This window comes from Vibrio sp. AK197, assembly GCF_053903115.1.
Genome location: NZ_CP096429.1, coordinates 925,989 through 939,203, shown reverse-complemented (window position 1 = coordinate 939,203; position 13,215 = coordinate 925,989). Strand labels below are relative to the sequence as shown.

Here is a 13,215-nt window from a genome sequence, read left to right as displayed (position 1 = left end):
TGAGGTCTTAACTATGAATCATGTAACGAGCAAAGAGGTCGAGAGCGGCGAGCGTAAAGGCTTTTTATATTGGCTGAACGTGAAAGCGCTTACACCGTATGGTTTTTTATTGCCGTTCCTGATTATTTTTTCAGTTTTTGGCGTGTTTCCGCTGCTGTTTTCCATCTATTTGTCGTTCCAGCAATGGAACCCAGTAGAAGGGTTGGCAGCGATGAATTATGTCGGCATCGATAACTATCAAATTGCATTAACCGACCCTTGGCTTTGGCGAGCGTTGGGTAATACGTTCTGGCTGGCGATTACATCCGGGGTTGCACAGCATTTAATTGCGATTCCTGTGGCGTACATTCTCGTGTCGATGGGCGATAAGCTTCGGCATTGGCTCACATCCGCTTACTTCTTGCCCTACATTACGTCAACGGTCGCGGCGTCGCTAATCTTCTTTAATATGTATTCGCCCAATTCCGGGATCATTAATCAGTCTTTGATGGCTCTGGCGGATAGCAGTTTATTTGGTTGGGCGTTTGGCTGGATCAATGACTTTCAACCGATTCGTTGGTTGGACGATGCAACCTTTGTTAAACCCTCAATCGCAATCATGGTGTTTTGGAAATACACCGGCTTCAACATTGTGCTTTATACCACTGGGTTGATGACGATTCCCAAAGATATTTTGGAAGCGGCGAGAATGGATGGTGCTAACGCACTGCGCCGTTTTTGGTATGTGTCATTGCCAATGATTCGTCCGTTTATTTTCTTCGCGGTGACCATGACCATCATTGGCAACTTGCAACTGTTTGAAGAACCTTTCGTTCTGACTCGTGGTACTGGCGGTACCGGGCAATCAGGCTTAACCATTTCGATGTATCTCTACAAAGTGGGTTGGGAATGGCTTGAAATGGGCACTGCATCAGCGATTTCTTGGTTGCTATTTATCTTGATTGCTGCTTGTACATCGATTCAATTTTTCTTCTTTGGTAAGAAAGGGTTAGGGGATTAATTATGTCTGCACAAAATAACGTGTCCAATGACACCATGACGACAAAACGGACGTCGTTAAAACCCAAAGACACCACCATCGATCTGGCGGTAAAAGTATTGATGGTCATTCTGGGGATAGTTTTGATTATCTCCGCATTGATGACGGTGTTTCCTTTCCTTTGGTCTGCGCTGCTCTCCACGCGGGATCGTACCGAAATTTTTGGGAGTGGGATAAGCTTTGCGATTGGTGATAGCTTAGCTATTAACTACGAAAAACTATTGCAAATCATGCCGTTTTGGCAGGCAATGTTTAACTCAATTTACGTCGCATTTCTCGGTACAACCATCTCATTACTCTTTTGTAGTATGGGCGGCTATGCCTTTGCCGTTTACCAATTTAAAGGCAAAAAATGGTTGTTTGGTATGCTGGTAGGTTCGATGATGATTCCGCCTGTATTGAGTTTGATTCCCTATTTCATGATCGTTAAATTCCTTGGGTTACTCGACAACCATCTCGCTGTGTGGTTGCCCTTTACCACCACGCCATTTGGTATCTTTTTAATGCGTCAACATGTCGTCGCATCGATCCCTAAAGAATTGCTTGAAGCCTCAAAAATGGATGGCGCTGGCGAATTTCGCACCTATTGGAGCGTGGTTCTGCCGTTAATGAAACCGGCTTTAGCCACGCTAGCCATTGTTCAATTTGTGTTCTTCTGGAATATGTTCATGCAACCACTGGTTGTACTCACTACGCCAGAAAATTACGTCATTACCCAAGCTCTGCGCAGTGTACAAGGCATTCCTAATACGCCTTGGGGCGCGGTCATGCTCGGAACAACGATTTCGATTCTTCCACTGGTAACCGCTTATTTATTCTCATCAAGACAGATGATCAGTGGTCTCACTTCCGGTGCCGTGAAAGGATAACGTTTAAGGAATTCGCATGAAAACATATCAACTTCCTCAAGATTCAAGATTGCGCCAACCCGACTTTGTGTTTGGGGTGGCGACCTCTTCCTACCAAATTGAAGGGGCTGCCAAAGAGGGCGGAAGAACTCCATCTATCTGGGATACCTTCTGTGCTTTACCCGGTGCGGTTCATAATGGTGAAAACGGCGATATTGCCTGCGATCACTATCATTTGTGGAAACAAGACATTGAAATGATTCATGGCCTCGGAGTCGATGCGTATCGACTGTCGATTGCCTGGCCGCGCATTTTTCCTCATGAAGGTGAGTTAAATCCGCAAGGCCTTAATTTCTACCAAAATATTATTGATGAGTGCCACGCCAAAGGCATGAAGGTGTATGTGACGCTTTATCATTGGGACTTACCACAATACTTGCAGGACCGAGGTGGCTGGCTTAACCGCGAAACGGCGTACAAATTTGCCGAATATGCGGAGGTGGTCAGTGCCCATTTTGGTGATCAAATCGATGTTTACACGACGCTCAATGAGCCATTTGTTGCTTCTTTTTTAGGCTATCGCTGGGGTATTCACGCGCCAGGTATTCAAGGCGAACGTGAAGGGTTACTGGCCGCGCACCATATGTTACTTGGGCACGGTTTAGCGATGCCATTGTTACGGCGCAATGCGCCCAAATCACAACATGGCATTGTTTTTAATGCCTCGCCTTCTTATCCGCTAAGCGAAAAAGAGCAAGCGGCGGCGGATTACAGTGAGGCAGAAGGTTATCACTGGTTTATGGACCCTGTGCTGAAAGGCGAATATCCGGCCTTGGTTCTTGAGCGTCAAGCCAGCAATTTACCGATGATTCTTGATGGCGACTTAGCGATCATTCATGCGCCAGTGGACTATGTTGGCATCAATTATTACACCCGCCATGTATGTTGTTTTGATGAAAACGGTGACATCAAAAATGTGGAACAGCCGCAAGCTGAACATACGTTTATTGGCTGGGAGATCTACCCACAAGGCTTGACAGACTTACTGGTTCGCATCCACCAGCGTTATACCAATATGCCGCCCATGCTGATTACTGAAAACGGTTCAGCAGGGGATGATTGCGTCATCGATGGTGAAGTCAACGATGAGCAGCGTACCCGATACTTTCAAAGTCACCTGTTAGCGGTAGACGAGGCGATTCGCCAAGGTGTCAACGTGACGGGCTACTTTGCTTGGAGCTTAATGGATAACTTTGAGTGGGCGTATGGCTACGAGCAGCGCTTTGGCATTGTCTATGTCGATTATCAAACCCAGAAACGCACGCTCAAACAAAGCGCGATCGCGTATCGAAATATGTTGCTTGAACGCGCAGAGGAGAACAAGTAATGGCGAAAGTTGAATTCCGTAATGTTAAAAAGTCGTTTGGTAAAGTCGACGTCGTCAAACAGTTTGATTTTACTGTTCAAGATGGTGAGTTTGTGGTGTTTTTAGGCCCTTCAGGTTGTGGGAAGTCGACCACATTACGTATGTTAGCCGGGCTGGAAACCATCACCGATGGCGAGATTTACGTTGGTGAGCGTTTGATGAATAAAATCGATGCCAAAGACCGTGACTTAGCCATGGTGTTCCAAAGTTATGCACTTTACCCGCACATGACGGTGTATGAAAACATTGCCTTCGCACTCAAAATGAAGGGAATGTCGAAGCCGGATATTGATACCGAAGTGCGTAAAGCGGCAAAAATGCTTGAGCTTGAAAGCCTCCTTAATCGTAAACCCAAAGAGCTCTCAGGTGGTCAGCGTCAGCGGGTTGCAATGGGGCGCGCGATGGTTCGTACGCCTAAAGTCTTTTTGTTTGACGAGCCATTATCTAACCTAGATGCCAAATTACGTGGCTCTATGCGTGAAGAAATTAAGCAGCTGCATCGCGAGCTCTCAACCACCACCATTTATGTTACCCATGACCAAATAGAGGCGATGACATTAGCCGATCGCATTGTGATCTTAAAAGACGGTTATGTCGCGCAAGTGGGCACGCCAACCGAAGTGTTTAAACGTCCGGCGAACAAGTTCGTGGCGCAGTTTATCGGCAACCCTTCAATGAACATGCTTGATGCAAAATTGGTTAATCGTAACGACGAGTGGATGATTGAGCTTGGTAATATCACCATGCCACTGCCTGAACGCTTTAAAACGCTCGCCTCTAGGAACCTAGCGATCCACTTTGGTATCCGTCCAACGGATATTCATCTGCGCGCTGAGCATATTGATCATCAACGTGTGCTGCCTGTTCCGGTCAATATTTTGGATAAAGAATTGCTTGGTGCGAGCATCTTACTCAAAACGCAAATTGAAGGGCAGGAATTGACGGTGGAAACCCAAGCCGCCGAAGTTGATGTAGACGCGTTAACCTTGTATCTCGATATGGATGCGATTCACCTGTTTGACGCGTTGAGTGAAAAATCTCTCGCTAGCTAAGAAAGACCAACGCCACAACTGTTGATATAGGCTCCTCCATGGGGAGGGGCCGAGGATACTAATGATGAAATTTGGATATTTTGACGACGAGCATCGTGAATATGTCGCGACGACACCCTGTACACCCATTAAATGGTGTAATTATGTGGGTACCCTAAATTTTGGTGGACTGGTAGACAGCAATGGCGGGGTTTTGCTGTGTAAAGGTGACCCTGCGCTTAATCGTATTACGAAATACATTACTCAGTTGCCGAATTCAGAATTTAAAGGGTCGACCTTGTATTTAAAAGTGCGTGATGCAAAGGGGCGAACTGAGGTTTTTTCGCCGTTTTATACGCCAACCTTAAAACCATTAGAGCGCTTTGAAAATCATACGGGGCTATCCTATACCAAGATTATTTCTGAAGCATTTGGCGTGCGCTGTGAAGTCACGTTCTTTGTGCCCAAAGACGATCCGGTATTACTGAAAGACATCAAGGTCACCAATATCTCGAATCGCCCGCTTAGTGTTGATGTGGTGCCAGTGTTTGAATTTTCGCATTTCGACGCATTGAAGCAGTTGGTGAACGCGGATTGGGTCCCTCAAACTATGACCCTCAAAGCGCATGAGCTCGATGGTTTTACTGTGCTTGAGCAATACGCATTTATGAAGCGGGATATGGCCGTTAATCTTTTAAGTGCTGATCGCAAGGCGACCTCATTTGATGGCGATCGCGCCGCGTTTCTTGGTGATTTTGGCTACGGAAGCTGGGCATCGCCCAAAGGGCTAGACGATGAGGAACTGACCAACAGCCAAGCACTGCGTGGTGATAACATTGGCGCGTTAAATTTACGTTTGGGAGAGTTAGCTCCCGGGCAGAGCGAGCGAACCGTGGTTCAATTGACGCAAATGCCCAGCCTTGAACTGGCACAACCTCTTTTGGCTAAGTATCGTGACCACAACAATGTGGATCGCGCGTTTGCTCAGCTGAGCGAGTTTTGGCACGAATATTTATCAACCTTAGAAGTCAACACGCCAGATCCATCGATGAATTCCATGCTCAATGTCCATAATCCGCGCCAATGTCATACCACAAAAAACTGGTCTCGTTATTTGTCGTTATACCAGCTTGGTTACGGCGCGCGAGGGATCGGGTTTCGTGACTCATCGCAAGACACCCTTGGTGTCATTGCCCATATGCCAGATGAAGCGCGTGAACTGATAGAACGATTGTTGTCGGTACAAAACCAAGATGGCTCAGCCATGCACCAGTTTTTCCCGTCTACCATGGAAGCCAACGCCGGCGACTCCAGAGAAGAAGAAGACCGCCCTAATTACTATGGCGATGATCATTTGTGGATCATTTTTGCCGTCACGCAATATGTCAAAGAGACCGGAGATGACTCATTTTTAGATAAGCCAATTGCGTTCTATCAAAAAGATAAGCGTGGTGAACCACTGGAAGTCGCCACTGTATGGCAGCATTTACAGCGTGCGATTGACTTCACTCGAAACAACACCGGCGCACACGGGCTTCCGCTACTGGGATTTGCTGATTGGAACGATACCGTGAATTTGCCGACCGGAGCCGAGTCCATGATGGTTGCAAACATGTACGGTAAAGCGCTTCAGGACATGCTAGACCTGTGTCAACTTCGGGGCGATGGTGCGCTCACGCTACAGTATCAGAACGACTATCAAGCGATGAAAGCAACCGTCAATGAATGTGGTTGGGATGGCGCATGGTACATCCGTTATTTTGATGAGCAAGGTCAGCCCATTGGCTCTAAACACAATCAATATGGTCGAATTTATACCAATGGTCAGAGCTGGCCAGTCATTTCTGGTTTTGCGAGCAAAGAGCGGGCTAAACAAGCGCTCGACGCAGTGTACCAAAAACTCAATACAGCCAACGGGATTAAATTATCGACCCCAGGTTATAACGGCTTTGACCCGCAACTTGGCGGCGTATCTACCTATCCGCCAGGCGCCAAAGAGAATGGGGGGATTTTTTTGCATGCCAACCCTTGGGTAATGATCGCTGAAGCCAAAAGTGGCAATGGCGACCGCGCTTATCAATATTACCGTCAAATTAATCCTGCCTCGAAAAACGATACGTTGGATGTGTTTGAGTCTGAACCATACTGCTATCCGCAAAATATTCTTGGCGATGAACATCGACAATTTGGGCTTGGTCGTAATGCTTGGTTATCCGGGACTTCGTCATGGACATACGTGGCTGGAACCCAGTGGATTTTAGGGGTTCGCCCAGACATTGATGGTTTGATTATCGACCCATGTATTCCCAAATCGTGGCCGGAGTTTTCGGTTCGGCGCCGTTTCCGCGGTGCGACTTATCACATTGCGGTATCAAATCCCAATCAGGTATCGAGTGGGGTTTCCAGAATTAAAGTAAACGGCGAATGGTTATCAGGAAATAAGATACCCGTGCTCGAAGCAGGTGAGCACCAAGTAGAAGTGGTGTTAGGGGAGTGATCCCAACGTACATAAAGGGCAGTTTAGGGTTTACCTGACTGTGTAGATAATTCATCCCGGCGCGCCGCCTCACTTGGCATCGAGTGAGGCGAGGGCGGAAAAATGGAATGTGACTATGAACTCGACAATTCCTTACACCAGTTATTGCGGCTTAGCCAGTGAACTGACGTCTCAAGGCGAAGCGGTAGAATTCATTCAGCCGTGGTATACTCCCATCTCTACGACACCGAGTAATACCGGTATGGCTATTGGTGGTATCGGAAGCACATTTACGCTAACGCCCAATGGCGATACGCCAAACTTCAGTTTTATTCCCGGTATATTTATCGAAGCGCAAGAGGATAATATTCATTTTAACGACTTCTATCTATCTGCCGCGCCGCCTCCGTGTTTAGAGCATTTACGCATCACCAATTTAAATGACTTAGTTAATCACCTCAAATATTACCCTGCGCAGTTTTGTGGCCAAGTTTTGACAGCGGAATCCGAGACGGATGCCCTAACGGCGATTTGTCAGGCCCTTGAACAAGGGGATTTCTATCAACAGAACAGGGCTAATTTTGAACGTTGGCAAGTGGTGCTATCGCCACACACGCGCCAAGCATTGGATGCGGTCCCCAATGCCGTTGACACTCAGATTTTTGTCGCGCTCGACTTTTTTAATGGCATCGTGTTTGATGAACGCGTTTATGCCAGACGATTAACCGCCAGTCAGCCTAACTTGATTGACGCTGTTGATGGTGAACGTATTGAATACCGGGCGTTATATCCCATTGCCGAGTACCGTTACCATCATTTTGAACAGCTTGATGTGAAACGCAAAGTCATCTCGCCGATTGTCCGTCATGACGCTAAGTTATGCGCTTTGCCCGGGCATTGGAATGAATTTGAATTCACCAACCACAGCGCGGAAACCCAAGTTATTACGTTAGTCCAACCACTTGCTAATTTAATGGGGTCAACCTATCGGAAAGGACGAGACGGTATACAGGATTCAGCGTGTCGCTTGGTTCAAAACCCGAATAAGCACACCCATGTTCAGGTCAATATTGATACCGAGGACGGGGTGTTTACTGGTGTGCGTCTGAGCAGCGATTCACCATATGGGTCGGACGTTGAGGGGGACGTTGTATTCGGTGTGCATATGGACACCAATGCGCTCCATCAGGGGAGCATCAGTGTTTCCACCAAGCCAAGCATTTATACTTCAAACGTTGAAACCGAGGTGAAATCGAGCTTGCTGACGGCAAGAACACAGCATCACTTTGAACGCGGTATCTACAGTGGACGCGAGGCGCTCAGCGCCATCGTATGCGTGCGTATCGAATTGGAGCCTAATGAATGCCGAGCCGTTCGGTTTTTCCAAGTGATGGATCACGCCAAAATTGCGCTTGATGGGTGGCAGTCACGCAAAGCGTATGCGCGTTATTTTAAAACACCTCAGCAACCAGATGTAACTGAGGAGACGCCAAATCGTTGTCTGGCTATCATGCAGACGCTGCTCAATCAATATTCTTCCATTGAGCAGCGAATCATTGATCAGCAACAGGCGTTTTATGCCAAAGCCCGCAGCCAATTTGACGGTGAGGATACCGCGCTGAAATATGCCACGATGGCCATGAATACATTGTCATTCATCAGTGAATCAACGGTGTGGGATGAACAGCATAAATTTTTAGTCAAAGAGTGTGTTGATTATCCGTTTTTTAATTCCTTGGATGTCTATTTCTATGGCTCTTTCTCAATTCTTTATCTATTGCCAGAGCTCGATGGACATGTGATGAAGGCTTTTGCTTGTGCCATTTTGGACTCAGACAATACGCTTCGACGTTATTGGGAGTATGAAGACAAGCCTTTTGCCGAACTGGTGGATGAGAAATACCAAGGCGTTCGCGCGATTCGTGGCGCCGTTATTCATGACCTCGGTAGTCCTTATGACATTCAACCTGATGCCTACAGTTGGCATAACGTCAAAGAGTGGAAAGATTTGGCGCCGAAGTTTGTGCTCATGGTGTATCGCCATTACCAGCGTACGGGTGATAAAACCGTGGTGGACGCTTGCTGGCCGGCAGTGAAAGAGAGCAGTGCCTTTTTACAGCAGTTAATAGAGCCAGGCGAGCACTTTCCATTAACGCGGGGGACGGATGATACGTTTGATAATTTGTCTTCTCACGGCATCTCGATTTACTGCGGGAGCTTATGGGTCGCAGGCCTTACCGCCGCGAGTCGGCTGGCGCAGTTGATGGACGAAGAGGCGTTAAGCATTGAGTATTCAAAACAATCGGTGAGCGCGCACCATGAGCTTGAAGAGAGTTTATGGGATGAAGCGCGTGGTTATTTCCACTTTTTCGTTACCCCAATCCAAGCTAAACACCTCACTGGAGAGGGAACTGACGCTCTAGCTCAATTGGGTTTGAATGTCACTGGTGATCGAGTACATGATGCAAATGTGTTAAATCGTTGGCTAAATCTCTCTCCACAGCCAGACACATCAAAATGTCAGCAGCGTCGTCAGCGTAAAGCTCAGCTTTTACAGCATGCCCCCCATGCATTTACGCCAAGTTACGCGTCGATTTTAGAGTTGGATTCTGACAACAGTTTTGGTGATGCGCTGCTTGCTGATACGTATCTTAAGCTCGTTGATGAACCTCAAGGTCTGTTTGCTACTGAACGAGTGAGTCGTACGCTCGATTACCTTTATCAGCATAACTTTGAAATAAATAGCCCGATGCTTGGGGTGGCGAACATGACATTAGCGGATGGCGCGCCCCATGAGGCTTTCCAAGCACAAGACGTATGGATTGGTGTGCAATTTAGTACCGCGGCGGCACTTAAATTGGCTGGTAAGCAGCAACAAGCGGAGACATTGGTGAATACGGTTTATGAAGCATTATACGCTAAGGCAAAAATACCGTTTGCTGCACCGGAAGGTTTCAACTGCTCTGTTGCTGTGTCTGGACCCGCATTGTGCGATACATTCAATATTGGCCCGCAACAAGCGCAACAATGGCTCAAGTGTTTAAAACGCGCAAATTGGTTATTTGATGACGGCCGAGTAAACCCGAATTTACCTAAGGATCTGACTCAATTTATTGCCTCTATTGGCTGTGACATTGAGTTGACGTCATACGAAGGTTTGCATCGGTTTTTGATTAATACCGGGCTTAAGTATACGGCAGGTCGGTATTTTCGGCCGGGGATGATTTTTTCTCTTGTCGATTAAGTGATTTAAAACCAAATTTTCTCATCCTTGAGGATGAGAGGATAGGTGAAATGTGACGCTTAGGCTCTATTGACAAAAGGACTATTGAGCCCTCTCAACAGAGTCACTTATATTGAGGTATACCATCAATAGCGTGAATATAATGAAAAAGAAAACGACCCCTACAGTGTACGATGTTGCCGCGCTAGCTGGTGTTTCACCAAGCACGGTATCTCGATTTTTGAATCGAACGACGTATGTATCAACAGAGAAAAGCAGCAATATTGAACAAGCGATTAAGCAGCTCGGTTATAAACCCAATATCAACATTCCTGAGCAGCAAAAGCGGCGTTCGATGCGAATAGGTGTGCTGATTCAGCATCCTGATAGTCCCTATACCAGTCGTATTTTAAATGACATGGAGAAGGTATTCATCAGCCATGGTTATTCGTTAACGATAGCGACTGGGCACTGGCAACGCAGTTTGGAAACCCATGCACTTGAATATCTGTCCAACAGCAAGGTTGATGGGATGATTATTGTCACGGGAAACTTGTCACAAGAGCAGATTCTCCGTTACGCTGAACAGGTTCCTGTTATCGCGGTTGGTTATCAGATTGAAGCGAAAAATGTGCGCTCGATTAGTGTCGATAATGTATTGGGTGGCTATATCGCGACATTACACCTATTGCAACAAGGGCATGCGAACATTGCTCATATCAAGGGATTATCCACTCAGCCCGATGCGCACGCGCGTTTTGAAGGGTATAAGCGAGCGCTGAATGAGGCAGGAATAAAAGTGATGCCGAAACTCGTCAAACAAGGTGATTTTAGCTCAGAAACTGGCTATCAACGCACCCTTGAGTTGATTGAATCAAACGTCCATTTTTCTGCCTTGTTTGCAGCGAACGACCAAACGGCTTATGGCGCCATTAAAGCTTTGAAAGACAAGGGTTACCGTGTGCCGGAGGATGTGTCGGTGGTGGGGTTTGATGATCTACCCACCTCGCAATACTTTACGCCATCATTAACCACATTACGTCAGCCTATTGAAGAAATTGGCGCAATATGTGCTCATTCTTTGCTTAACTTGCTCAGCGGTCAGGAGTATGAGGTGCGATTACCTCCGATTGATTTGGTCGTGCGTCAATCAACCAAATCGTTATTTGCAGTTCGTGCACAACTAGCGTTCGAGCACTGAACTATTATGGTGCAAAAAGGCATTTAATCCAGTAACTTATGCTAGCAATTCGGAGCTTTTTAATTTGGTATGCTAATTGCTTTAGTAATCGCCATAGCGAACTTGAATTCGTTAATAACAAAAAAATAGTCACAGGTAAAGAGGCCTCTCCCTAACCGGAGAGGCTTTTTTTCATCTTTCAAGCGTTATTGGTAAGACGCTCAACATCAACAACGTCTACTCAACTTGAATATTGATGATGACAGGGTAATACTGCGATTCATCAGCATGCTATGCACGACATTGCCAGCTTTAGCATGCTTCATTAAATAACATTGGAAATCGAGAATGAGCAGTATCTTAGAGTGTATTCGTACCGTTGGACGCGGTGAGCGAGGCCGTAAACCACTGAGTTTCGATCAAGCTTATAAAATTATGGATGAGTATTTAGATGGTCAAGTTGGTGATGATCAAATGGCTATGCTAATGATGCTGATTCGGGTTCAAAATGAAACATACGACGAGATAGCTGGGTTTGTAAAAGCGTTTCAAAAGCGCGTCCCGGAGTTGGGGGCGGATATTGATTGGCCTTGCTACGCAGGTAAACGAGCGGCAACCGGAAAACCTTGGCATTTGTTGGCAGCCAAGCTACTCGCGTCGATTGGGTATAAGGTGTTGGTGCATGGCTATCATGAAGTCGGTTCAAACCGAGAGCATGCCAGCCACTATCTCGATAAGCTCGGGATCCAGCAAGCGCCATCGCCTGAGCTGGCGCGTGACATGCTAGAGGCCGATAGCATCGTTTATTTACCTCTGAATGTTTTTGCTCCTGAGGCTGAGACGATGATCGCTTGGAAACATCGTTATGGTTTACGTACGCCAATTAATACCGTGGTGCGAGCCCTCAATCCAGGGGCGGCCAAAATTGGCTTAAGAGGCAGTTTTCACCCAGGCTTTCAGCAGTTGCATGCAGAAGTGGAAACCATGATTGGTCAACATAGTGAATCCGTGGTGTCATTTAAAGGCGTCTCTGGGGAGTCAGAATACAACCCTAAAGTGAGTCAAACGGTTTGGATGAGCCATAAAGGTGACGTTGAGTCCTATTACTGGCCAGAACAGATATTAACCGAAGCGCCGATGCCTAAACGCTGCGTTTTTGATACGCCTGAGTCCGATTGGTTGACGATGGCCAACGCGGTTATCGCCACCATGGCTGCTGTGTTATTTGCTAAATTTCACGATCGCGATAAGGCGTACGAACTCGCGTATCAGTTATGGCAGAGTTATTGTGATGCGTCGAGCGAGGCGTATTAAGAGGAGAGTCCCAGAGAGGTTTAGATCCAGCATCTAAACCTTTTTATTTACCCGCTTTACTACAGAGCGGATATGAAAGAGATGTTAAGCAAACGTTAGTCATGTCATGCTGCGCGTTCAACGACATGCCAAGCCCAAAACTGACCAAAACGGCAAAAGATGAGGGGCTTCGCGCATAGTATGATGCGCTCATCGGCAACTGGGCTACAAGAAAATTCATCGAAATAGCCCGCGTTGTTTCTCGCCAAGGCATCCATCATCAAGTTATTCTTTTCACGGCATTTTAGTTTCACTTTGTTACATTTTTACCGTGTTACTTTGTGGCTAATTAATCGCCTGATTTGACACAAACCTTGCACACAAAATTTGGCGTATTTCAACCAAAACCCATCGAAATCGCTTTTTATTTTTTTTCTCCAGTTTATTAATTTTTTCATCTAAATAAATGTGTTTAAATGCTTCTAAACCCTTGTGCTGTATGTTTTAAGTTTCATTTGTACTTGGTCTGTTCGGCGTTTGTAAACGTATGTAAAAACGTTGCTTAAAAAGATAGACTGGACTTATTATTGTCCGTCTGGATAATAAAGAAATAGGCCAATCGTTGACTGCAAATTTGCATAAACGTTTTTTATGAGACTCGCTGCCTATAAAAATTAACAGAAGATATGTTGTGACTGA

Annotated in this window: 9 protein-coding genes; 8 read left to right on the top strand and 1 reads right to left on the bottom strand. The window is 46.4% G+C overall.

What is annotated here, in order from left to right; translation table 11 throughout:
- Positions 1–13: 13 nt before the first annotated feature.
- The 8 genes from M1D72_RS04180 to M1D72_RS04145 all read left to right on the top strand — a co-directional run bounded on the left by M1D72_RS04180 (position 14) and on the right by M1D72_RS04145 (position 12,537).
- Positions 14–1,000, top strand: a complete 987-nt coding sequence (locus tag M1D72_RS04180; RefSeq protein WP_456294633.1) for a carbohydrate ABC transporter permease — start codon at positions 14–16, stop codon at positions 998–1,000.
- Positions 1,001–1,035: 35 nt separating this feature from the next.
- Complete coding sequence (locus M1D72_RS04175; RefSeq protein WP_390194424.1) at positions 1,036–1,908, top strand: carbohydrate ABC transporter permease; 873 nt, start codon at positions 1,036–1,038, stop codon at positions 1,906–1,908.
- 16 nt (positions 1,909–1,924) lie between these two features.
- On the top strand, positions 1,925–3,274 hold the full coding sequence (locus M1D72_RS04170) for a GH1 family beta-glucosidase (protein ID WP_456294632.1): 1,350 nt from the start codon (positions 1,925–1,927) through the stop codon (positions 3,272–3,274).
- Positions 3,274–4,365: an ABC transporter ATP-binding protein gene (locus tag M1D72_RS04165; RefSeq protein WP_390194394.1), complete on the top strand. Its 1,092-nt coding sequence runs from the start codon at positions 3,274–3,276 to the stop codon at positions 4,363–4,365. The genes M1D72_RS04170 and M1D72_RS04165 overlap by 1 nt, the downstream gene beginning before the upstream one ends.
- A 61-nt stretch (positions 4,366–4,426) precedes the next feature.
- Positions 4,427–6,841 (top strand): GH36-type glycosyl hydrolase domain-containing protein, encoded by a 2,415-nt coding sequence (locus tag M1D72_RS04160; RefSeq protein WP_456294631.1) that lies wholly within the window; start codon positions 4,427–4,429, stop codon positions 6,839–6,841.
- 115 nt (positions 6,842–6,956) lie between these two features.
- On the top strand, positions 6,957–10,064 hold the full coding sequence (locus M1D72_RS04155; protein WP_456294630.1) for a GH116 family glycosyl hydrolase: 3,108 nt from the start codon (positions 6,957–6,959) through the stop codon (positions 10,062–10,064).
- 142 nt (positions 10,065–10,206) lie between these two features.
- Positions 10,207–11,244, top strand: coding sequence for a LacI family DNA-binding transcriptional regulator (locus M1D72_RS04150; RefSeq protein ID WP_390194400.1), 1,038 nt, complete (start codon positions 10,207–10,209; stop codon positions 11,242–11,244).
- A 327-nt stretch (positions 11,245–11,571) separates the two neighbouring features.
- Positions 11,572–12,537 carry a glycosyl transferase family protein gene (locus M1D72_RS04145; RefSeq protein WP_456294629.1) on the top strand — a complete coding sequence of 322 codons (966 nt, stop codon included), beginning with the start codon at positions 11,572–11,574 and terminating at the stop codon, positions 12,535–12,537.
- 104 nt (positions 12,538–12,641) lie between these two features.
- Here M1D72_RS04145 and M1D72_RS04140 read toward each other — a convergent pair whose 3' ends face one another.
- Positions 12,642–12,830: a hypothetical protein gene (locus tag M1D72_RS04140; protein ID WP_456294628.1), complete on the bottom strand. Its 189-nt coding sequence runs from the start codon at positions 12,828–12,830 to the stop codon at positions 12,642–12,644.
- Between the last annotated feature and the right edge of the window lie 385 nt (positions 12,831–13,215).